Annotated in this window: 22 protein-coding genes, 1 tRNA gene and 1 pseudogene; 15 read left to right on the top strand and 9 right to left on the bottom strand. The window is 69.4% G+C overall.

Annotation, left to right across the window (positions count from 1 at the left end):
- Positions 1–39: 39 nt before the first annotated feature.
- Positions 40–516, bottom strand: coding sequence for an SsgA family sporulation/cell division regulator (locus OHB13_RS12965; protein WP_266856582.1), 477 nt, complete (start codon positions 514–516; stop codon positions 40–42).
- Positions 517–726: 210 nt separating this feature from the next.
- On the opposite strand from OHB13_RS12965, the gene OHB13_RS12960 reads away from it, so the two are divergent.
- Complete coding sequence (locus OHB13_RS12960; protein ID WP_328377191.1) at positions 727–2256, top strand: RDD family protein; 1530 nt, start codon at positions 727–729, stop codon at positions 2254–2256.
- A gap of 64 nt (positions 2257–2320) precedes the next feature.
- Complete coding sequence (locus OHB13_RS12955) at positions 2321–2992, top strand: RDD family protein (RefSeq protein ID WP_328377190.1); 672 nt, start codon at positions 2321–2323, stop codon at positions 2990–2992.
- Between the two features lie 23 nt (positions 2993–3015).
- Here OHB13_RS12955 and OHB13_RS12950 read toward each other — a convergent pair whose 3' ends face one another.
- A complete protein-coding gene (locus tag OHB13_RS12950; RefSeq protein ID WP_266856588.1) occupies positions 3016–3345 on the bottom strand; it encodes a hypothetical protein in 330 nt (109 codons plus the stop codon).
- Positions 3346–3771: 426 nt separating this feature from the next.
- Here OHB13_RS12950 and OHB13_RS12945 point away from each other — a divergent pair, with 426 nt between their 5' ends.
- Together OHB13_RS12945 and OHB13_RS12940 are read left to right on the top strand one after the other, a co-directional pair.
- The gene (locus tag OHB13_RS12945; RefSeq protein ID WP_328377189.1) at positions 3772–6186 is read left to right on the top strand and encodes an immune inhibitor A domain-containing protein; all 2415 of its coding nucleotides are present in this window, start codon (positions 3772–3774) and stop codon (positions 6184–6186) included.
- A gap of 123 nt (positions 6187–6309) precedes the next feature.
- Positions 6310–6615 carry a hypothetical protein gene (locus OHB13_RS12940; RefSeq protein ID WP_266856592.1) on the top strand — a complete coding sequence of 102 codons (306 nt, stop codon included), beginning with the start codon at positions 6310–6312 and terminating at the stop codon, positions 6613–6615.
- Between the two features lie 46 nt (positions 6616–6661).
- Here the strand turns inward: OHB13_RS12940 and OHB13_RS12935 are convergent, their stop codons facing one another.
- Positions 6662–7246: an isochorismatase family protein gene (locus OHB13_RS12935; RefSeq protein ID WP_266856594.1), complete on the bottom strand. Its 585-nt coding sequence runs from the start codon at positions 7244–7246 to the stop codon at positions 6662–6664.
- Between the two features lie 209 nt (positions 7247–7455).
- Complete coding sequence (locus OHB13_RS12930) at positions 7456–8784, bottom strand: nicotinate phosphoribosyltransferase (protein WP_266856595.1); 1329 nt, start codon at positions 8782–8784, stop codon at positions 7456–7458.
- 165 nt (positions 8785–8949) lie between these two features.
- On the opposite strand from OHB13_RS12930, the gene clpS reads away from it, so the two are divergent.
- From clpS to OHB13_RS12900, 7 genes are all read left to right on the top strand, one after another.
- The gene (gene clpS / locus OHB13_RS12925; protein WP_266856596.1) at positions 8950–9264 is read left to right on the top strand and encodes an ATP-dependent Clp protease adapter ClpS; all 315 of its coding nucleotides are present in this window, start codon (positions 8950–8952) and stop codon (positions 9262–9264) included.
- A complete protein-coding gene (locus OHB13_RS12920) occupies positions 9264–9941 on the top strand; it encodes a DUF2017 domain-containing protein (RefSeq protein WP_328377188.1) in 678 nt (225 codons plus the stop codon). Before clpS ends, OHB13_RS12920 begins: the two co-directional genes overlap by 1 nt.
- 332 nt (positions 9942–10273) lie before the next feature.
- The gene (locus OHB13_RS12915; RefSeq protein ID WP_266856599.1) at positions 10274–11710 is read left to right on the top strand and encodes an amino acid permease; all 1437 of its coding nucleotides are present in this window, start codon (positions 10274–10276) and stop codon (positions 11708–11710) included.
- Positions 11711–11833: 123 nt separating this feature from the next.
- The gene (locus tag OHB13_RS12910; protein WP_328377187.1) at positions 11834–12250 is read left to right on the top strand and encodes a M67 family metallopeptidase; all 417 of its coding nucleotides are present in this window, start codon (positions 11834–11836) and stop codon (positions 12248–12250) included.
- Between the two features lie 94 nt (positions 12251–12344).
- Positions 12345–12509, top strand: coding sequence for a hypothetical protein (locus tag OHB13_RS38760; protein ID WP_328326990.1), 165 nt, complete (start codon positions 12345–12347; stop codon positions 12507–12509).
- Between the two features lie 98 nt (positions 12510–12607).
- Entirely contained in the window at positions 12608–12886 is a 279-nt protein-coding gene (locus OHB13_RS12905; RefSeq protein ID WP_266856602.1) for a MoaD/ThiS family protein, read from the top strand.
- A gap of 8 nt (positions 12887–12894) precedes the next feature.
- Positions 12895–13845 carry a PLP-dependent cysteine synthase family protein gene (locus OHB13_RS12900; RefSeq protein WP_328377186.1) on the top strand — a complete coding sequence of 317 codons (951 nt, stop codon included), beginning with the start codon at positions 12895–12897 and terminating at the stop codon, positions 13843–13845.
- 116 nt (positions 13846–13961) lie between these two features.
- Here OHB13_RS12900 and OHB13_RS12895 read toward each other — a convergent pair whose 3' ends face one another.
- Complete coding sequence (locus tag OHB13_RS12895) at positions 13962–14459, bottom strand: type II toxin-antitoxin system PemK/MazF family toxin (protein WP_328377185.1); 498 nt, start codon at positions 14457–14459, stop codon at positions 13962–13964.
- A 221-nt stretch (positions 14460–14680) separates the two neighbouring features.
- Here OHB13_RS12895 and OHB13_RS12890 point away from each other — a divergent pair, with 221 nt between their 5' ends.
- Positions 14681–15433, top strand: a complete 753-nt coding sequence (locus OHB13_RS12890; protein WP_328377184.1) for an MBL fold metallo-hydrolase — start codon at positions 14681–14683, stop codon at positions 15431–15433.
- An 86-nt stretch (positions 15434–15519) separates the two neighbouring features.
- On the opposite strand, the gene OHB13_RS12885 is transcribed toward OHB13_RS12890, so the two are convergent.
- Positions 15520–16782, bottom strand: coding sequence for a PTS transporter subunit EIIC (locus OHB13_RS12885; RefSeq protein ID WP_266856609.1), 1263 nt, complete (start codon positions 16780–16782; stop codon positions 15520–15522).
- Between the two features lie 187 nt (positions 16783–16969).
- Between OHB13_RS12885 and OHB13_RS12880 the strand changes: the two are divergent.
- The 3 genes and pseudogenes from OHB13_RS12880 to rdgB form a co-directional block, all read left to right on the top strand.
- Positions 16970–17245 (top strand): annotated as a pseudogene (locus OHB13_RS12880) (glucose PTS transporter subunit EIIB); the annotation flags it as partial.
- Between the two features lie 269 nt (positions 17246–17514).
- On the top strand, positions 17515–18240 hold the full coding sequence (rph, locus tag OHB13_RS12875; RefSeq protein WP_266856610.1) for a ribonuclease PH: 726 nt from the start codon (positions 17515–17517) through the stop codon (positions 18238–18240).
- 92 nt (positions 18241–18332) lie between these two features.
- Complete coding sequence (gene rdgB / locus OHB13_RS12870; protein WP_266856611.1) at positions 18333–18935, top strand: RdgB/HAM1 family non-canonical purine NTP pyrophosphatase; 603 nt, start codon at positions 18333–18335, stop codon at positions 18933–18935.
- 68 nt (positions 18936–19003) lie between these two features.
- On the opposite strand, the gene OHB13_RS12865 is transcribed toward rdgB, so the two are convergent.
- The 3 genes from OHB13_RS12865 to proP all read right to left on the bottom strand — a co-directional run bounded on the left by OHB13_RS12865 (position 19004) and on the right by proP (position 21805).
- Positions 19004–19089: transfer RNA gene (locus tag OHB13_RS12865), tRNA-Leu, on the bottom strand.
- A 59-nt stretch (positions 19090–19148) separates the two neighbouring features.
- The gene (locus OHB13_RS12860) at positions 19149–20153 is read right to left on the bottom strand and encodes an HNH endonuclease signature motif containing protein (protein ID WP_328377183.1); all 1005 of its coding nucleotides are present in this window, start codon (positions 20151–20153) and stop codon (positions 19149–19151) included.
- A gap of 155 nt (positions 20154–20308) precedes the next feature.
- Positions 20309–21805, bottom strand: a complete 1497-nt coding sequence (proP, locus tag OHB13_RS12855) for a glycine betaine/L-proline transporter ProP (RefSeq protein WP_266856615.1) — start codon at positions 21803–21805, stop codon at positions 20309–20311.
- Positions 21806–21930: the final 125 nt, after the last annotated feature.

Below are 21930 nucleotides of genomic sequence, written 5' to 3'. Positions count from 1 at the left end.
CTCCCGCCCCGGTACGCCCTGTGGGCGCCGTCGTCGCGGTCACCGGCCGTCGTCGTCGGACTCGTCCCCGGGCCACGGGTCGCGCATCCACAGATCGTCCGCGGGCAGCGGGGTGAGCAGCGCGGCCAGGCCGTCGTCGATGCCCAGATGCGTGCTCTCCGAGCCGGGCGGCACGGCCCGCAGGGTCCGCTCCAGCCAGGCGGAGACCTGAGCGGTCGGCGCCTCCAGGAGGGCGTTCCCGTCGGGCGAGGAGAGCGCGATACAGACGACGCTCTTCGAGTTCACCTTGGTGGGCCAGATCCGTACGTCGCCGTGGCCGCAGGGCCTGAACACCCCCTCGACCATCAGTTCACGGGCGAACGACCAGTTCACGGGGGTGTCCGAGCAGATGTGGAAGCTGACGTGCACGGCATAGGGGTCGGCCGTGCTGTAGGAAAGCCTGGCAGGGACAGGGATGCTGCGCTCGGGCGACAGCACCAGCTTGAGCTCCAGTTCACGTTCCACCACGGTGTTCATGGCGAGCGGTTCCTCTCCTTGTACGTACGCCCAACGGCGGGCCGTACAGGGTGAGAGCACCCTGCCCGGCATTCATTACGCGGGTTTCGAGGATGATTTGGCGATGACCGGAAAGTGGTCGATGCGACAGGACCGGTCCGTGGGCCCACGGCGGTCTGATAGATGTGGAGCCTTGAATTGCGGCTCTCAAGGAGATACGGGACCACGGTGATGAGCGCCCCAACCCCGGCAACCGGCGACGGCAGCCCCACGCCTGGCTACTACCCAGATCCATCGATTCCCGGATATGTGCGGTATTGGAACGGTGCTTCGTGGGTACCGGGCACGAGCCGCCCGGCCCCCGCCGACGGCAGCCAGGCCCTGCCGGTACCTCCGGGCGGTGCGGCAGCCTCGCCCGCCGCACCGCTGCCCGCCGTGCGCAGACCGGCCGAGGCGTCCGATGTGCCGCAGGCCGAGGAGACCGGGCCGGTCTTCTTCGACGAGGAGCCGGAGTACGACACCCGGCAGGAACCCGCCTCCGTCTGGCAGGCCGACACCTCCCGTCAGGGCGGCTTCGGCGGCGAGCGCGACCGCCGGGTCTCCTGGGGCGGCCCGGACCCCCGTACGCCGGCCGAGGCCCCGGCCCGGCCCGCCGACGCCGCGCAGCCCGAGCCCGGCCCGCCGGTCCCCGAGCCGCGCCGCGCCGAGCTGCCCGCAGGGCAGGAGGCCTCCCGGCCCGCCCTCCCTGCCGGGCGCCGGACCCCGCCGCAGGACGGCACGGTCACCCTGCGCGCACTGCGCCCCGGAAACGGCACGGGAAGTGGTCCCGGCGCCGATGCGGGCACTGGTGCGGGTGGCAGCGCGGGCGGCGACGCGGCCCGTACGAGCAGGACGGACGGCACCATGTCCATCCGCGCCGTTCGCCCGCAGCCGCAGCAGTCCGCACCGCCGCAACAGCCGGTGCAGCCTCAGCAGTTGCAGCAGCCCGTACCGCCGCAACAGCCGGTTCAGCCCCAGCAGCCCCAGCCGCAGTTCCAGCCCCCGCCACACGTCCCGCACCAGGACCAGCCCGTACCGTCGCAACAGCCGGTTCAGCCCCAGCAGCCCCACCCGCACCAGCCGTACCCGGCGGAAGCGGGTAGTCCGCAGGCGCCTTCCTGGCCGCAGCAGGTGCAGCAGCTCGCCCGGTCCGGCGAAGGGGCCGACCAGGAGCGGCTGCCGCCGTGGAAGCCTCCGGTCGAGGACCCGTTCCAGGCTGCCGCCCGCGCCCAGGCATCCGCCCGTCCGGCGGCCATCGGCAAGCGGTTCGCCGCCCGGCTGATCGACACCGTCGTGCTGGGCGCGGTGGCCGGCGCGGTCGCCGCGCCGTTCCTGACGAAGGCCGTCGACCACATCAACAGCAAGATCGACGAGGCCAAGCTCTCCGGGACCACCGTCACGGTCTGGCTGCTCGACGGGACCACGGCCGGCTGTCTGGCCGCCGCCATCGGGGCGTTCCTGGTCCTGGGGCTGCTGTACGAGGCCCTGCCGACCGCCAAGTGGGGCCGCACCCTCGGCAAGAAGCTCTGCCGGGTCCAGGTCCGCGACATGGAGTCCTACGAGCCGCCGTCCTTCCGCGGTGCGGCTGTCCGCTGGCTGCTGTACGGGGTCCTCGGGATGCTGGTCGTGGGCGTCGTCAACGTCCTCTGGTGTCTCTTCGACCGGCCCTGGCGGCAGTGTCTGCACGACAAGGCCGCACGGACGTTCGTGGCAGCGGGCTGACAGGGCCTCACTCGTACGGTCCTGACCGGATGCGGGGCCCCGCCGGGCGCGGTCGACTCGGGCCATGAGCACCGATCAGCCGCCGCCCGGACAGCCCCCCGAGGACGATCCCTTCCTCAAGAAGCCGCAGGGCGGCGGCAGCCCGTACGACAGCGCGCCGCCCCCGCCGCCACCCCCGCCCCCGGGTGGCGGCGATCCGTACGGTGGCAGCACACCACCCCCGCCGTACGATCCGAACGCCTATGGCAGCGGCAGCGCGTACGGCGGTGACCAGCCGCTCGCCGGGATGCCGCCCCTCGCGCCCAGCGGGAAGCGGGTGCTGGCCCGCATCATCGACATCCTGATCGTCGCCGTGGTCGTCTGGCTGGTCTCACTGATCTTCGGCGGGCTGAGATACAACACGGACCACATGAACTACGGCCGGTCGCTCGGGCAGAGCGTGATCGCGGCGATCCTCTACATCGGCTACGACACGCTCATGACGGTCAAGCGCAACGGGCAGACCGTGGGCAAGGGGCTGTTCCGGCTGCGGGCCGCCAATCTGAACGACGGCACCACGCCGACCACGCAGGCGGCTCTCGTCCGGGCGGCCGTGCTGTGGCTGCCCGCGGTGTTCTGCTGCGCCTGTGTGTGGACCGCGATCTGCGGCGGCTGGAGCTTCTTCGACAGGCCGTACAAGCAGGGGCTGCACGACAAGGCGGCGAAGACCGTGGTGGTGGTCGTCACGACCCCGTAGACCGGTGGTGGCCGCGAGACCGCTCAGCCGCGCAGTGAGTGGCCGCCGACCCGTTCGGCAGTGGCGGCCGGGGTGTGCGGAGCGGATGCCCGCAGGTCCGGTGGGGTGGCCGTGGCGTCGGTGGCGGCGGTACGGGCCGCACCGGATTCCTCGGCTCCGGTCAGGCCGGCCCGGCGGGCCGATTTCGGCATGGGGACGGTCACCGCGACCAGGAGACCGAGGACCAGCGCCGCCACGACGATGACCGCGACTCCGACACCCGATGAGGTGCGCGAGAGCAGCAGCATCGCGAGGGTCGAGAAGACGACGGTGGCCGAACCATACGAGAGCTGTGCGGCAGTCGGACGCGTCATGGCGATATCCGTCCTAGGGACAGCGGTGGGTGGCCGACTCGGCGGAGCATGCCGGTACATACGTCGAGCGGCACGTACGTCGAGCGCGACTCTAATCCGACGGATGCCCGAGCGGAACCATTAGTAAGCGTCGCCTAACCCACAGTGCCGGTGCATGGGGGGCGCACGGAGTCACGCCCGCAACCCGTCGGCCGGGCCGACGCGCCCGCTGACCCTCCGTGAGGTCCTCCGGAGGGCATCCGTCGGACATCCGGCTCGACCGGGCGGACGCCGGGCGGCTGCTGTGCGGACGCTGTGAGCCGTCCGCATACCGGAAACGGTGCTCTGCATAATGCAATTGGTGTGTTCAAGTCAAGATCTGTCTTTTCTGCCGCACCTCCGGTCGAATGTCGTCACTTGCGACGCGTTCGGGGAGGACAGCACCAAGTGAATATCAAGAGACGGGCAACGACCCGGGTGGCCGCAGTGCTCGTGGCCATCGCCGCGACCACCGCCACCGCTTCGGCGTACGCCACCGCCCAGGCCGACACCAAGGCCCCTGCGGGCAGCGCGACTTCGAAGAAGATCGACCGCCGTGACCCGGCGACGCAGCTCAAGGGCCAGAAACACAATCTGGACGGCCCGTTCAGCAAGCAGCAGAACAAGGAACGCCAGTCGGCGCTGCAACAGGTCATATCCGGCCACAAGAAGGTGCAGTCGCACGGCGGTTCCAAGGTGGTGCGCCTCGACGACAAGAAGTACGTCGAGCTCGGCCGCGAGAAGACCGACAAGATATTCACGATCCTGGTGCAGTTCGGCGACACGGTCGACAACACCACCATGTACGACCCGGACGGCCCCGACGGGCCGAAGCCGCCCGTGAAGAAGTACGGCGGCACGCCCGGTCCGGCGCACAACAAGATCGCTCAGCCGGACCGCAAGAAGGACAACAGCACCGCCTGGCAGGCGGACTACAACCGCCAGCACTTCCAGGACCTCTACTTCGGTACCGGCAAGGGCAAGGACTCGCTCAAGTCGTACTACGAGAAGACCTCGTCCGGCCGCTACTCCGTCGACGGCGAGGTCGCCGACTGGGTCACCGTCCCCTACAACGAGGCCCGTTACGGCTCCAACTACTGCGGCTCCAGTATCTGTGCCAACGCCGGTGACCTGGTCCGCGACGGCGTCACCGCATGGGCCCAGGCCCAGAAGGCGGCCGGGAAGACCGACGCCGAGATCAAGGCGACCCTGGCCAGTTACGACCAGTGGGACCGCTACGACTACGACGGCGACGGCAACTTCAACGAGCCCGACGGCTACATCGACCACTTCCAGATCGTGCACGCCGGCGAGGACGAGTCCGCCGGCGGCGGCGCCGAGGGCGCCGACGCGCTCTGGGCGCACCGCTCCTACGTGTACGGCACGGACACCGGCAAGACGGGCCCGGCCGACAACAAGTCCGGTGGCACGCCGATCGGCGACACCGGCATCTGGGTCGGCGACTACACCATGCAGCCCGAGAACGGCGGCCTCGGTGTCTTCGCCCACGAGTACGCCCACGACCTGGGGCTGCCGGACGAGTACGACACCACCAACACCGCTGAGAACGGCGTGGGTTTCTGGTCGCTGATGTCGGCGGGCTCCTGGCTGAGTACCGGTGACAACGCCATCGGCAACAAGCCGGGGGACATGTCCGCGTGGGACAAGCTCCAACTGGGCTGGCTGGACTACGACACGGCCAAGGCCGCGAAGAAGTCGACCCACAAGCTCGGCGTCTCGGAGTACAACACCAAGAACAAGCAGGCGCTGGTCGTCTCACTGCCGGACAAGCCCGTCACCACGACGATCGCCAAGCCGGCCGAGGGCAGCAAGCAGTGGTGGAGCGGGATGGGTGACAACCTCTCCAACACCCTGACCCGCACGGTCGACCTGACCGGCAAGTCCAAGGCCTCGCTGGACCTTTCGGGCTGGTGGGACATCGAGAAGGACTACGACTTCCTCTACGCCGAGGTCTCGACGGACGGCGGCGCCAACTGGACCGCCATCGACGGCAAGGCCGACGGCGCGCAGATCCCGCGCGACGGCGGCGACAAGCCCGCGCTGACCGGGTCGTCCACCGCGTACAAGACCCTCTCGTACCCGCTGGACGCCTACGCGGGCAAGAAGATCGACCTCCGCTTCCGTTACTCGTCCGACGGCGGTGTCTCGGGCAAGGGCTTCGCGGCCGACAAGATCTCGGTGAACGCCGACGGCGCCCCGCTCTTCACGGACAACGCCGAGACGGACGACGCGGGTTGGACCGCGAAGGGCTTCTCGCGCATCGGTGAGTCCTTCACCAAGAATTACCCGCAGTACTACATCGCGGAGAACCGCCAGTACGTGTCGTACGACCAGACGTTGAAGACGGGCCCGTACAACTTCGGCTTCTCGAAGACCCGTCCGGACTGGGTGGAGTACTACCCGTACCAGCGCGGCCTGATGATCTGGCAGTGGGACACCTCGCAGCCGGACAACAACGTCAGCGCGCACCCGGGCCAGGGTCTGATCCTGCCGGTCGACTCGCACGCCAAGCCGTTGAAGTGGGCGGACGGCACGGTCATGCGGAACAAGATCCAGCCCTTCGACGCGCCGTTCAGCTGGTACCCGACGGCCGGGTTCACGCTGCACAGCGCGGATGTCGCCCAGCGGGTCCAGCCGCAGCTCGGCCGGCCGGTTTTCGATGATCACCAGGGTACGTACTGGTACAAGGACAATGAGACCGGAAGCGTCAAGGTAACTGACACCAACACCCGGATCTCGATCCTCAAGCAGCCCCTGGATGGCTCGACGATCACGGTCCAGGTCGGCGCCTCGCACCGCTGAGTCACATCACCGCAGGTCAGAGCGTGATCGGCCGTCGCCCTCTAGCGGGCGGCGGCCGATCGTGTTTAGGTGCCTCTTGCACGGCTCTTATTGACACAACGTCTCACGGGGGAGATGAACGGTATGCCTGGTGGCGGATTCAGCAGACTTCCGAACGGCAGCGTGGTGGTGGCTCTCACCCTGCCGAGCCCGGACCGGATGACCCATGTCCGGATCCTCGTCCACGCCGCGAACCGGCCGCGCGCCCTGACCCGGGTGCGGAATCTGGGGATGCGGGCGGTGTATCTGCGCGGTAACACGCAGCCACCGACGCCGGACGAGATCACGGCCGTCCTGCACCATCCGGACGGACTGCTGTGGCGCGCGGCGCCGCAGGAGGAGGCGGAGCTCTGGCATCCGATCAGAGCGCTGCTCGGCGAAGGCGTCTGACGCGGGGGATGCAGGCGGTGCGGGGGACGCAGGCGGTGCGGGGGCCTTACGCCCCCGGCTTGCCGGTCAGCTCGACGCCGGCCGCCCGCATCTCCTCCAGCGCCCGGTCCGTCGTCGCCTCGGCCACCCCGGCCGTCAGGTCCAGCAGCACATGCGTCCCGAACCCGGCACGCACCGCGTCGAGCGCCGTCGCCCGTACGCAGTGGTCCGTGGCGATGCCGACCACATCGACCGCTTCGACCTCGCGGGCCCGCAGCCAGTCGGCCAGCGGTACGCCGTTCTCGTCGGCGCCCTCGAAACCGCTGTACGCCGCCGCGTAAGCACCCTTGTCGAAGACGGCACTGATCGCACCGGATGCCACGGCAGGTGCGAAGTTCGGGTGGAACCCCACCCCCTCCGTACCGGCGACGCAGTGCGGCGGCCAGGAGTGGACGAAGTCCGGGTTCCGGGAGAAGTGGTTGCCCGGGTTCACATGGTGGTCACGGGTGGCCACCACGTGCCGGTAGCAGGCGGTGGACTGGCCGATCAGGTCGGTGACGGCGGCGGCGACATCGGCGCCCCCTGCGACGGCGAGGCTTCCGCCTTCGCAGAAGTCGTTCTGCACATCGACGACGATCAGGGCGCGGTGCATGGCGGGATCCTTGTCCTGGGGGGAGAAGGGGTGGCGGAAGGGCGGCGTGCGCCGGTGCGCGAGGGCGTGCCGGCAGCCGTTGCATTCCCGCTCACCTGTGGTTCATGCGTACGGGGCGGGTTCGTGCGTACGAGGCGCGTCCGTGCGTACGGGCCGGGTCCGCGCGTACGGGACGGCCCGTACCGGCCTGCTCACATGTGCCCGGCGGCTCACATGTACTCGGTGGGGATGACCGGCTCGCCCCGGGAGAGCTGGAAGGCCGACATGGGCAGAGTGGCACGGACGGCGAGATGGCGCTCGCGCACCGTGTCCAGCGATTCACGCTCGACGACCTCGCCGCCCTTGATCAGCTTCACCAGCAGCTCCCGGCCCCGGAGCTCCGGCGGCACCTGGCCGGTGCCGATCACCTCGGCCTCGGCGATCCCGTCGGCGTCGGTCCTGCGCGCCGCCCACTTGCGGCCGCCGCGCGAGGTCTTGGCGCCCATCGACTTCTTCGCCACCGGCTGGAGCGGGGCCTGCGGGTCGGCGGACGTGGCGCGGGCCACCAGCTTGTAGACCATGGAGCAGGTGGGGTGCCCGCTGCCGGTGACGAGCTGGGTGCCGACCCCGTACGCGTCGACGGGCGCCGCCGCCAGCGAGGCGATGGCGTACTCGTCCAGGTCGGACGTGACCACGATCTTGGTCTGGGTGGCGCCCATGGCGTCCAGCTGCTGGCGGACCTTGTGCGCGACGAGGAGCAGGTCCCCGGAGTCGATGCGGACCGCGCCCAGCTCGGGCCCGGCCACCTCCACGGCGGTACGGACCGCCTCCGCCACGTCGTAGGTGTCGACCAGCAGGGTGGTGCCCCCGCCCAGCGAGGCGACCTGGGCGGTGAACGCCTGCCGCTCGTCGTCGTGGAGCAGGGTGAAGGCGTGGGCGCTGGTGCCGACGGTGGGGATGCCGTACCGGAATCCGGCCGCCAGGTCCGACGTGGTGGCGAAACCGCCGACGTACGCGGCGCGGGCCGACGCGACGGCCGCCAGCTCGTGGGTGCGCCGGGCGCCCATCTCGATCAGCGGCCGGCCGCCGGCCGCCGCGTTCATCCGGGAGGCCGCCGCGGCGATGGCCGAGTCGTGGTTGAGGATCGAAAGGATCACGGTCTCCAGGAGCACGCACTCCGCGAAGGAGCCCTCGACCCGCAGGACGGGGGAGCCCGGGAAGTACACCTCGCCCTCCGGATAGCCCCAGATGTCGCCGCTGAAGCGGTAGGAGGCGAGCCATTCGGCGGTGGGCCCGTCGACGATCTTCTGCTCGCGCAGGAACCGGAGCTGGTCCTCGTCGAAGCGGAAGTTCTCGACGGCGTCGAGGACGCGCCCGGTGCCCGCCACGACGCCGTACCGGCGCCCCTCGGGCAGCCGCCGGGTGAAGACCTCGAAGACCGACCTGCGGTCGGCGGTGCCCGCCTTCAGGGCGGCCTGGAGCATGGTGAGCTCGTACTGGTCCGTGAAGAGCGCTGTCGACGGCACATGTACCGGCAGGCCAAGGTCCGCAACGTTCACAACGGTCAACCTCGCACTTTCGTCCGGGCCGGTCCGGCTCCGCCGGCCGGGTCTCCCGGGGCTGTCCCCCGTTCGATGGGGCGTGCGAATGATGCTACCCCCTATTTCGTCAGAGTGACGAGATCTATGGGCCGGTGTGTGCGCCGCCACTCCGCGGGTGGCAGCATGGGTGGCGTGAGTGTCGCCCCTGTAGAGATCGAACGTCCCGAATCGGCCGAGGAGACCTTCGCGGTCCCCGAGCCCGACGTGCCGTGGGTGACGCTCGTCCACAACGACCCGGTCAATCTGATGAGCTATGTCGCCTATGTCTTCCAGAGCTACTTCGGCTACTCGAAGGCGAAGGCGCACAAGCTGATGCTCGATGTGCACCAGAAGGGGCGGGCCGTGGTCTCCAGCGGCAGCCGCGAGGAAATGGAACGCGACGTGCAGGCGATGCATGGTTACGGCCTGTGGGCCACCCTCACCCAGGACCGCAACTGATGGCCGGACAGTTCGAGGCGGTCCCTGGCGGTGGCGCCACCGTCGCACTCGACGAGGTCGAGATGTCCATCCTGCGCTCGCTCGCCGTACAGCTCCTGGAGCTGGTCGGTCCCGGTGAGGAGCCGGTCGACGGCGAGGATCCGCTGGCCTCGCTGTTCTCCGAGGGGCCGAGCAAGCCGCCGGACGACCCGGCACTGGCCCGCCTCTTCCCCGACGCGTACGGGGACGAGGAGCCCGACTTCTCGTCGGAGTTCCGCCGTTTCACCGAGAACGACCTGCGCGCCCGCAAGCGCGAGGACGCGCTGGCGCTCGTACGGACCCTCGATCAAGTGGGTGCGGCGGGCGGGGCGGGCGCCGACGGTGCCCACGACGAGCCCGGCGCACCCGGTGAGTCCCGCGGGGGCACGCGCAGGGGCCGCCGCAAGCGCGCCCTTCCCGAGGGCGCCGTGCAGCTCACGCTCTCGGCCGACGACTCGCGCCACTGGCTGGGTGCGCTCAACGACCTCCGGCTGACCATCGGCACGCGCCTCGATGTTTCTGATGAGGGCGGGCCCGATGACGACGCTGTCGGCGGGCTGTACCGGCTCCCGGACGACGACCCCCGCAAGCCGATGGTGATGGCCTACCTCTGGCTCGGCGCCCTCCAGGAAACCCTCGTCGAGACCCTGATGCCGTAAGGCGCCTTCGCCGGGCTCCGACCGGATCACCGTCCGCTCAAAGGACGCTCAAATCCGGATAACGATGACGTCACCGTGGCGGGCTATTTTGCTCCGCCCGGTGTTTTTCGTCCGGTTCTTCCAGTGGCGTGAGTCACATTTGGCCGGGATGATCTCTGATGCCGCCGTGATAAATCTTCACGACCGCCCGGGAACACCACCCCCGTTCCCGGGGCCGCCAGTCAGGCCGACCGCCGACAGCACTCCACCATCCGCGGGTTCTGCCCTCCAGGATCGTCACAGTCGATCCGAGCCTCGTCAGGCCGGATCGGCATGGAGAAAGGCGCAACACCATGACCTCAGTGCAGGTCGACAAGGAATACGACGGCAGTGAGGCCGAGGACTCCGAATCGGGCGAGGGATACAAGCGAGGCCTGGGAGCCCGCCAGATCCAGATGATCGCGATCGGCGGCGCCATCGGCACCGGTCTCTTCCTCGGCGCGGGCAAGGCCATCTCGAAGGCCGGACCGAGCCTCATACTCGCCTACGCCATCGCGGGCCTGGTCATCTTCTTCATCATGCGGGCCCTGGGCGAGCTGCTCATGTACCGCCCGGTCTCCGGCTCCTTCTCCGAATACGCGCGAGAATTCATCGGCCCCTTCGCCGGCTATGTCACCGGCTGGACGTACTGGCTCTTCTGGGTCGTCACCGGAATTACCGAAGTCACCGCAGCAGCCACCTATATGACCTACTGGTGGAACATCCCGCAATGGCTCTCCGCGCTGATCTTCACGATCATCCTCTACGGCGTGAACCTGATCTCCGTGAAGCTCTTCGGTGAGCTGGAGTTCTGGTTCTCGACGGTGAAGGTCACCGCGATCATCGGCATGATCCTGATCTGCGCCGGAATCCTCACCCTCGGCTTCTCCGACGCCGGCGACACCGCGAGCGTCACCCACCTCTGGGACCAGGGCGGCTTCTTCCCCAAGGGGATCACCGGCACCCTGATGACCCTGCAGATCGTGATGTTCGCCTTCCTCGCCGTGGAACTGGTCGGCGTCACCGCGGGGGAGTCCAAGAACCCCAGGAAGGTCCTGCCCAAGGCGATCAACACCGTGCCCTGGCGCATCGCGGTCTTCTACATCGGCGCGCTGATCATGATCCTCTCGGTCGTCCCGTGGACCGAGTTCCACCCCGGCATCAGCCCCTTCGTCGCCGCCTTCCAGAAGATGGGCCTGGGCGTCGGCGCGGGCATCGTCAACTTCGTCGTGCTGACCGCGGCCCTTTCCTCCTGCAACTCCGGCATGTACTCCACCGGCCGGATGCTGCGCGACCTGGCTCTCAACGGCCAGGGCCCGAAGGCGTTCACCTCCCTGACGAAGAACGGCACCCCGCTGCTGGGTACCACGGTCTCCGCCGCACTGATGCTCGTCGGTGTCTGGATCAACTACCAGTGGCCGGGCCAGGCGTTCAACTACGTCGTCTCCTTCGCCACCATCTCCGGTATGTGGGCCTGGATCGTGATCCTCATCTGCCAGATCCGCTACCGCGCCAAGTCGGACCGCGGCGAGCTCCCGGAGTCCACCTTCCGGGCCCCCGGCGCCCCCTGGACCAGCTGGTTCTCGCTCGCCTTCATAGCCCTGGTCATCGTGATGATGGGCATCGACAAGGACACCCGCGTCTCGCTGTACGCGGCCCCCTTCTGGGCCGCGCTCCTCGGCGTCACGTACCTGGTGCTGAGGGCCCGTAACCCGGAAGGTGCGGCCTTCGCCAAGCGGAACAAGAGCTGAGCAAGGCTCCGCCAAGCGCTGATCCGGGAGCGATCCCCGCGGATTCCCGGTGCATTCTCAGCATGTGGGCCGGCCCGTACCGCACTCCGGTACGGACCGGCCCCTCTGCTTATCCTGAACGGCATGCTGACCCTTACCCAGGCCCTGTACGACCAGATCGTGGCGCACGCCCGCGCCGACCACCCCGACGAGGCGTGCGGCATGGTCGCGGGCCCGGAGGGCTCCGGCCGCCCCGAGCGGTTCATCCCGATGCTCAACGCCGCGCGCTCGCCCACGTTCTACGAGTTCGACTCGGCGGACCTGCTGAAGCTCTACCGGGACCTGGACGACCGCGACGAGGAACCGGTGATCGTCTACCACTCGCACACCGCGACCGAGGCGTACCCGTCGCGTACGGACATCACCTATGCGAACGAGCCCGGCGCGCACTACGTCCTCGTCTCCACCGCCGACACCGACGAGGCTGGACCCTTCCAGTTCCGCTCGTACCGCATCGCCGACGGCGTGGTCACCGAGGAGGAAGTGACCGTCGTTCCGTAGCCGGCCCACCCGGCTGTCCGGCAGTCGGACACATTGATCCCGGATACCGAGACTGCCCCTCGGTTCGCGGGGTGGGAATCGATACGATGAGCCCATGGTTTCCCATGACGTGAGCGAAAAGACGCCGGGCGCGACGCCCGTCACGCTGCGCTCCGCGTCCACGCTCTTGCTGGGAGCCTTTGGATGTGGAGCCGCCCGGCTGCACGTCGACCTGTGCCGCCTCGACAGCGCAATCTGTCCGCGCCGCGCTGCCGTCTGAGCCGCGGCCCCGCGTAAGCACCCCGCACCACCACCGGCATTACCGGCACCACGCGCGCTGCCGCGCCCTCCGCCTCACCATCCGACAGGAGCCCAGCCATGGCCATCGAGGTCCGCATCCCGACCATCCTCCGCACCTACACCGACGGCGCCAAGGCCGTCGAAGGCAGCGGTGACACCCTCGCCGCCCTGCTCGCCGACCTCGAAACCCGGCACAACGGCATCCGCGAGCGCATCGTCGACGGCGAGCAGCTCCGCCGCTTCGTCAACGTCTACCTCAACGACGAGGACGTCCGCTTCCTCGACGGCATCTCCACCAAGCTGGCCGACGGCGACAGCGTCACGATCCTTCCGGCCGTGGCCGGCGGCATGGTCTGAGCCCCCTGATGCGATACGACTCCCCGCTCGCGGCGGTGGGCAACACCCCGCTCGTACGGCTCCCGCGCCTGTCCCCGTCGGACGACGTCCGGATCTGGGCCAAGCTGGAGGACCGCAACCCGACCGGATCGATCAAGGACCGCCCCGCGCTCCACATGGTCGAACAGGCCGAGAAGGACGGCCGGTTGACCCCCGGCTGCACCATCCTGGAGCCCACGTCCGGCAACACCGGCATCTCGCTCGCCATGGCGGCCAGGCTCAAGGGCTACCGCATCGTCTGCGTCATGCCGGAGAACACCTCGCAGGAACGCCGTGACCTGCTCACCATGTGGGGCGCGGAGATCATCTCCTCACCGGCGGCCGGCGGATCCAACACGGCGGTACGCGTCGCCAAGGAGCTCGCAGGCGAGCACCCCGACTGGGTGATGCTCTACCAGTACGGAAACCCGGACAACGCGGGCGCGCACTACGCGACCACCGGCCCGGAGATCCTCGCCGACCTGCCGTCCATCACCCACTTCGTGGCAGGCCTCGGCACCACCGGCACCCTCATGGGCGTCGGCCGCTATCTGCGCGAGAACGTCCAGGACATCAGCATCGTCGCCGCCGAACCGCGCTACGACGACCTGGTCTACGGCCTGCGGAACCTGGACGAGGGCTTCGTCCCCGAGCTGTACGACGCGACAGTGCTCACCACCCGCTTCTCGGTGGGCAGCGCGGACGCGGTGACCCGCACCCGTGAACTGCTCCAGCAGGAGGGCATCTTCGCGGGCGTCTCGACCGGCGCGGCGCTCCACGCGGCGATCGGCGTCGGGAAGAAGGCCGTCAAGGCGGGAACCCCGGCGGACATCGTCTTCGTCGTGGCGGACGGCGGCTGGAAGTACCTGTCGACCGGCGTCTACACCGCCCCCACGACGGAAGCGGCCATCGAAACGCTCCAGGGCCAGCTCTGGGCGTAGCAACAGACCGGCTCCGGGCGTAGCACCAGGGCCGGCTCCCGGCGCAGGAGACACGAGGGCGGCGGCCCGGACCGGGAAGGTCCGGGCCGCCGCCCGCCGCTCACTGTCCACCACGCCTACCTCGCCAGATGCCGCACCCGGTCCCACACCGCCGGGTCCACATCGCCCGCCCACCGGCGGAACTCCCGCACCCGGACATCCCGCAGCTCGTCCGTCTCCAGAAAGCTCTGCCGGTCCCGCGCGTCGCCCACAGCCCCCGCCGGCAGCGCGATCACCCCGGGCCGCTCCTCATGGTGCTTACTGGTGATCTTGGCGACGACAGCCGCGTCACCCCGTACCGAGAGCACCAGACACGGCCGGTCCTTGCCGCCCGGCCCGTCCTCGTACGGCACCAGCGCCCACCAGATCTCGCCCGCCCGCGGCACCCGCCCGGGCCGCCCGGCCCGCTTCCGCGGCCGCCCCGCCGGCGCCCGCGGCTCCCGGCCCCCGGCCCGCCCCGGCGGACGCTGCCGCCCCCGCTGCCGGCGCCCGCCGCGCGCCCGCCCGTCGACGACCGAGGCGACCAGGGCAATCAGCACCACAGCTATCAGCGCCAGCAACCACGTCGTATCCATACCCAGGACCGTACCGGTGCGGCCCCGAGCCCCCTGCGCCCCGCCGCAGCAGGCCCGCAGAGCCGCCCCGCCCACCCGAACCGGTGACAGCACAGGTGAGTTCCCCCACAACGGCGTCCTGTGAAGGAGCGGCCACCGCTCCCGCGCCTTAGGCTCGACGGACCGCTTCGGCGTCCTGCCGGGCGTGCGGGGCCCGGCCCGTCCACGGAGGTTCCCACTCCATGAAGCTCACCGTCGTCGGCTGCTCGGGGTCGTTCCCATCCGCGGAATCGGCCTGTTCGAGCTACCTCGTAGAGGCCGACGGCTTCCGGCTGCTCCTCGACATGGGCAATGGCGCCCTCGGCGAGCTGCAGCACTACTGCGGCCTCTACGACCTCGACGCCGTCTTCCTCAGCCATCTCCACTCGGACCACTGCATCGACATGTGCGCGTACTTCGTCGCGCGCTACTACCGGCACGACGGCGGGCGCTGCCCCGCGATCCCGGTGTACGCGCCCGAGGGCGCGGCGGAACGCCTGACCACGGCGTACGCGGACACACCGTCCTCCTCGTCGATGGGCGAGGTCTTCGACTTCCGCACCCTGAAATCCGCCTCGTTCGACATCGGCCCGTTCTCGGTGCGCACCGAGAAGGTCTGCCACCCGGTCGAGTCCTATGCCATCCGGCTCGAACACGGCGGCGGCTCCCTCACCTACTCCGGGGACACGGGCGTCTGCGACCCGCTGCACGAACTGGCCGTGGGCGCCGACCTGTTCCTCTGCGAGGCGTCCTTCACGCACGGCAAGGAGGACGTCGCCGACGTCCACCTCGACGGCCGCGAGGCCGGCGCACACGCGGCACGCGCCGGGGTGGGCCGCATGGTGCTGACCCACATCCCGCCGTGGACGGACGCCAAACGCAATCTGGCGGACGCGCAGGCGGTGTACGACGGGCCGGTGGAGCTGGCCAGGCCCGGTGCGGTGTACGAGATCTGACCCGCGGCGGGCACCCGGAGCGGGGCCCGGAAGGGGAGCTGGGCCCAGAACCGGGGCTTTTCCGGGGCTCGCGGGCGTCCCGCGGGTCACGCCTTGGTGACGTCGTCGACGTCCTCTTCCGGCTCGCGCCCCGGCGTCATCACATTGAACTTGGTGATCACGAACCGGAAGACCACGTAGTACACCACCGCGAAGCACAGGCCGATCGGGATGATCAGCCAGGGCTTCGTATCGAGGTGCCAGTTGATGACGTAGTCGATCAGTCCGGCCGAGAAGCTGAACCCCGCATGGACCCCCAGGGCCCAGGTGATGCCCATCGACGCACCGGTCAGCAGCGCGTGCAGCCCGTACAGCAGCGGCGCGGCGAACATGAACGAGAACTCCAGCGGCTCGGTCACCCCGGTCACGAACGACGTCAGCGCGACCGAGATCATCAGGCCCATGACCTGCTTGCGCCGCTCCGGGCGCGCGCAGTGCGCGATGGCCAGGGCCGCCGCGGGCAGACCGAACATCATGATCGGGAAGAAGCCCGACATGAACTGCCCGGCGGACGGGTCGCCCGCGAAGAAGCGGGTCAGGTCGCCCTGCACCCCGGTGCCGTCGGGCTTGGTGTAACTGCCCGCCTGGAACCAGAAGAACGTGTTCAGGAACTGGTGCATACCGATCGGGATGAGCAGCCGGTTCGCCACACCGAAGATCGCCGCACCCCAGGCGCCCAGATCGATCAGATGCTTGGCGAACCAGGTCAGCGCGTCACCGACCGGCTGCCAGAGCAGCCCGAACACCACACCCAGCACGGCACAGATGAAGGCCATCAGGATCGGTACGAGGCGCCGGCCGTTGAAGAAGCCCAGCCAGTCGACCAGCCGGGTGCGGTGGAACCGCTGCCAGACGATCGCGGTCAGCAGCCCGATGAGGATGCCGCCGAGGACCCCCGGATTCTGTGGCATCCCGGCCGGAAGCGCCTTCGTCACCGTTCCGCCGATCGGGAACGCGCCCAGGACACCGTGGTAGACGAGGAAACCGGCGACCGCGGCCAGCGCCGTCGAGCCGTCCGACTTCTTCGCGAAGCCGATCGCGACACCGATACAGAAAAGGAGCGGCAGACCGAACGCACCGTCAAGGATCGCATTGCCGCCCGCGAGGAAGACCTTGGCCGTCTTGTCCCAGAAGGCGCCGTGCAGATACGCGGTGAAGAGGTTGCCGAGGCTGACGAGCAGACCAGCCGCGGGCAGCACCGCGACGGGCAGCTGCAGACTGCGGCCGACCTTCTGCAGGCCCTGGAAAAGGCCGTTCCACCACTTCTTCGCCGGTGGTGTCTGTGGCACGGCCGCGCTGCTGGTGCTCATTCGGCGTCCTCCTGGCGTCGGCCCTGCTGGTGGTCGCCGTATATGGCTGCGGACCAGCTACGGCGCGATCAGATGCTGTGCCCCGGGCGCTGCACCAGTGATCGCCATCTTCCGAGGCGGCGCGGTGGCACGCCCGTATAAGGGGGCCAATCGTGCGTTACCTTGACGAAACGGACCGGAGCGCCGGGCCGCCAGGAACACTGCCGCCAAGAACACTCAGGAGTCAGGCATGGCCACTAAGGCTGAGAAGATCGTCGCGGGGCTCGGCGGCCTCGACAACATCGAAGAGATCGAAGGCTGCATCACCCGGCTGCGCACCGAGGTGAAGGACGCCTCCCTCGTGGACGAAGCCGCGCTCAAGGCCGCAGGCGCCCACGGCGTGGTCAAGATGGGCACCGCGATCCAGGTCGTCATCGGCACGGACGCCGACCCCATCGCGGCGGACATCGAGGACATGATGTGAACGGCTGAGACGCCGACGCCCGGGGCCGGCAACGGGCCCCGCCTTCAACATCCGGCCCCGGGCAATCCTCCCCACCACCCGTCCCGGGTCTCCTCCCCGCCACCGGCCCTGGGCCCCCTCCCCGCCACCGGTCCCGGCCCCTCGCCCCATCACCGGCCCCCGCCCCACCACCGGCCCCGGGCTCTCTCCCTGCCACCGGCCCCCGGGCCTCCCCCCCCACCGGTCCCGGGCGGGCGTCCCTCCCCACCGTGGCCGATAGGCTCGGCCCCATGTCTCGTATCGACGGCCGCACCCCCGAAGAACTCCGCCCGGTCACCATTGAGCGCGCCTGGAGCAAACACGCCGAGGGCTCCGTCCTCATCTCCTTCGGCGACACCAAAGTCTTCTGCACCGCCTCCTTCACCGAAGGCGTACCGCGCTGGCGCAAGGGCAGCGGGGAGGGCTGGGTCACCGCCGAGTACTCGATGCTCCCCCGCTCCACCAACACCCGGGGCGACCGGGAGTCCGTCCGCGGCAAGATCGGCGGCCGTACGCACGAGATCTCCCGCCTCATCGGCCGCTCGCTGCGCGCGGTCATCGACTACAAGGCGCTCGGCGAGAACACGATCGTGCTCGACTGCGACGTCCTCCAGGCCGACGGTGGCACCCGCACCGCCGCCATCACCGGCGCATACGTCGCCCTGGCCGACGCGGTCACCTGGGCCCAGTCCAAGAAGCTCATCAGGTCCGGTCGCAAGCCCCTCACCGACACGGTCTCCGCGATCAGCGTCGGCATCGTCGACGGAACGCCGCTCCTCGACCTCCGCTACGAGGAGGACGTGCGCGCCGAGACCGACATGAACGTCGTCTGCACCGGCGACGGCCGTTTCGTCGAGGTCCAGGGGACGGCCGAGGCCGAGCCCTTCGACCGCAAGGAGCTCAACGCGCTGCTCGACCTGGCCACCGGCGGCTGCGCCGACCTCACCGCGCTCCAGACCGAGGCGCTCGGCAAGTAGCGGCACGCGCCCCGGCACGGCGCCACCGGCGCGACGAGGGGACGGACGGGGCGGGCGGTCCGCCGCCCTGTCCGCCCCCTGATACTGGACGTATGACCCGTCTGATCCTCGCCACCCGCAACGCCGGGAAAATCACCGAACTCGAAGCGATCCTCGCCGACGCGGGCCTGCCCCACGAACTGGTCGGCACGGACGCGTACCCCGAAGTCCCGGACGTCAAGGAAACGGGTGTCACCTTCGCGGAGAACGCCCTGCTGAAGGCCCACGCCATGGCACAGGCCACCGGCCTGCCCGCGGTGGCCGACGACTCGGGCCTCTGCGTGGACGTACTGAACGGCGCCCCCGGCATCTTCTCGGCCCGCTGGGCAGGCACCCACGGCGACGACGAGGCCAATCTCCGCCTGCTGCTGGCCCAGCTCTCGGACATCGACGACCCGCACCGGGGCGCCCACTTCGCCTGCGCGGCAGCCCTGGCCCTCCCCGACGGCACGGAACGAGTGGTGGAGGGCCGCCTCCTCGGCACCCTCCGCACCACCCCGGCCGGCAGCGGCGGCTTCGGCTACGACCCGATCCTCCAGCCGTCGGGCGACACCCGCACCTGCGCGGAACTCACGGCATCGGAGAAGAACGCGATCAGCCACCGTGGCCAGGCGTTCCGCGCACTGGTTCCTGCGGTGCGGGAGCTGCTGGGCTGAGCCAGTGAACAGCTGAGCCGGGAACACTGGAGGGGCATCCCGCGGTGCGGAATGCCCCTCCAGCCATGTGCGGCCTGTGGGATTCGAACCCACCTAGTCCAAACGGACAAACCGGACCTAAACCGATCGCGTCAACCAACTGCGCCAAGGCCGCAGGATGTCGCTCATGGTACTCGGCCGACAGTCGCACGGGGTATGCCGAACCCTCCGCGACTACGAGCTCGACGGCTGCTTCCGGCGATTCCGGCACCAGGTGTCAGTCAGTGCATGACAGTTCGGGCACAGATACCGGAGATTCTCCCGGCGGTTGTCGAGCCAGTCGCCATTGATGTGGTCGATGTGGAGCGTGATCGGGCGGCCCAGCCATGCGCCGGGGTTGCCGCAGGATGTGCACCGGTAGGCGACACCCACCTCTTGGAGCGCGCGGTGGAGCCTGGACCGGTTCGCGCGCGACGACCCCTGGGGCAGGACGACGAGGGTCTGCGGCGCGCTCGACCGCGGTTCCGCCGCACGCACCGACCCCCAGGTGCGGCGCTTGAAGTGGCCGGTGTCGAGCGTGAGTTGCAGCACTCTGCGACGAACGCGGCGATGGTTGGTGTCGTTCACCTCAAGGCCGAGCGCGCGCATGACGTCGGCGTAACTGGTGGCGTCCGGCACCGCAGCCCGCAGTGCGCCCTCGCTGATCGCCACTCGCGCGTTGCGGAAATGGGAGGTGTCGATGCCGTGCTTCCTGAGCATCGCCCCCAGCGCTGTGCGCGACTTGCTGTCGCCTTCGGCAAGCCCGAGCAGCCGCGCTGCCCCGCGCACGCTGTCGGCCGATGCGGCGGCCTTCCGCAGTTCCGCGACAGTGAAGGCCAGTCGGGGTTCGTTCGGGCGATTGAGGCCGGGAAGGTGACTGACGTCGATGCCGGCCGCGGCGATGCGCCGCCGGATGTGCGACAGCGTGCCGGTCGCGGGCGGAGCGCCGAGCTTCGTCACGACTTCGCGGAGCGTCGAGGACGTGCTGACCGCAGCGGCTATCGCCTCGTCCGTGTACTTGCGAAAGGGGCTGTGATGTTCGAAGTGACTGGTGTCGATACCGAGGTCGGCGGCTCTCTTCCTGAGGACGCGGTGCCGTCCGCCGCTCTTGCGGAGGCCGAGACTGCGCATCACATCGGTCCAGTTCCTGGACTCGGCCACAGCCCGGGTGAGTGTCTCCCGCTCGTACGGGTCGGTCATGGTGGCTCCCTCCGTCCCCGGTCACGCGTTCGTGACCTCGTACGGAGTAACGAACCGCTCGCCGGCCCGTCACGTGCGGGAAGTGGAGCGGCCCGTACCGGCTGGGGGCCGGTACGGGCCGTCGGGGGGAGCCGGGGTGTGGCTCCGGGGGTGGGTCAGAAGCGGGGTTCCGGGGCCTGGGACTCGACCATCTCCGCCGCCTCCTCCTTCGTCTCCACCGAGGGAGGAGAGCCCTCCAGGGGCTGCTGGGCGGTTTCCTTCATGCAGAGCACCGCGATCACGCCCACCAGCGCGGCCCCCATCGCGTAGAACGCCGGCATCAGGTTCGTGCCGGCCAGGGTGATCAGTGCGGTGATCACGAACGGGGTCGTCCCGCCGAAGAGGGATGTCGAGAGGTTGTAGCCCACCGACAGCGACCCGTACCTGACCTGCGTCGGGAAGAGCGCCGGGAGCGCCGCCGACATCGTGCCCAGCATGCACACCAGCGAGAGGCCCAGCATCGCCATGCCGATGGTGATCGCCGGGATGGAGCCCTGGCGGATCAGCAGGAAGGCCGGGAGCGACAGGACCAGGAAGCCGAGCATGCCCGCCATCAGGAGCGGTTTCCGGCCGAAGCGGTCGTTCAGCCTGCCCACCTGGTTGATGACCAGCATCAGGACGACCATGACGCCCAGCAGGATCAGCAGGCCGTGTGTGTCGCCGTAGCCGAGCTCGTCCGAGAGGTAGGTCGGCATGTACGACAGCAGCATGTAGTCCGTGATGTTGTACGCGCCGACCAGGCAGATGCAGAGGACGAGGGCGCGCCAGTGGTCCGTGAAGATCGCCTTGAGGTCGCCCTTGGCGGTGGTCTCGACGGCGTCGGCCGCCTCCCCGGCGCCCACGTTCTCGCCGGTCAGCCGCTGGAAGGCGGGTGTCTCGTCCAGCCTGAGCCGCAGGTAGAGACCGACCAGGCCGAGGGGGCCCGCGACCAGGAACGGTACGCGCCAGCCCCAGCTGTCCATCCCGCCGGAGCCGACGAGCGTGGTCATCAGGGTGACCAGGCCGGCCGCGCCCACGTATCCCGCGAGCGTGCCGAACTCCAGGAAGCTGCCGAAGTACCCCCGGCGCTTGTCCGGCGCGTACTCCGCGATGAAGGTCGAGGCGCCGCCGTACTCACCGCCGGTGGAGAAGCCCTGCACCAGACGGAAGAAGATCAGCAGAACCGGTGACCAGAAGCCGACCGCCGAGTACGAGGGAAGCACCCCGATCGCAAAGGTCCCGATCGCCATCATGATCATGGTCATGGCGAGGACCTTCTTGCGGCCGATCTTGTCGCCCATCGGGCCGAAGACCATGCCGCCGACCGGCCGGATCAGGAACGCGACCGCGAAGGTGGCGAACGACGCGAGCAGCTGGACCGTGCTGCTTCCCCCGGGGAAGAAGACCCGGCCGATCGTGGCCGCGAGGTAGCTGTAGATGCCGAAGTCGAACCACTCCATGGCATTACCCAGGCTGGCCGCCTTCACCGCCCGCTTGATCGCTGCCTCATCCGTCACCGTGATGTCGGTGCGGCGCAGCCGCGGGTTCCTCCGGCGGTCGATGACGCGGAAGAGATCGCGGTGGCGTTTGACCGCCTCGGGGTCGGCGGCGGGCTGGTGGCCGGTGTCCGCCATGGTTGTCGTCCTCTCTGTGGGCATACAAAAACACGCAGGAGGCTCTTCTGCACAGCGATGGCGATCGCAAACCAGGGCTCCGTAGAAATGGGACCTTGGTCACGTATTTTCAGTGGATACCGGCC

Source organism: Streptomyces sp. NBC_00440 (assembly GCF_036014215.1).
Lineage (GTDB): Bacteria > Actinomycetota > Actinomycetes > Streptomycetales > Streptomycetaceae > Streptomyces.
This window is presented reverse-complemented; position numbering and strand designations above follow the sequence as displayed.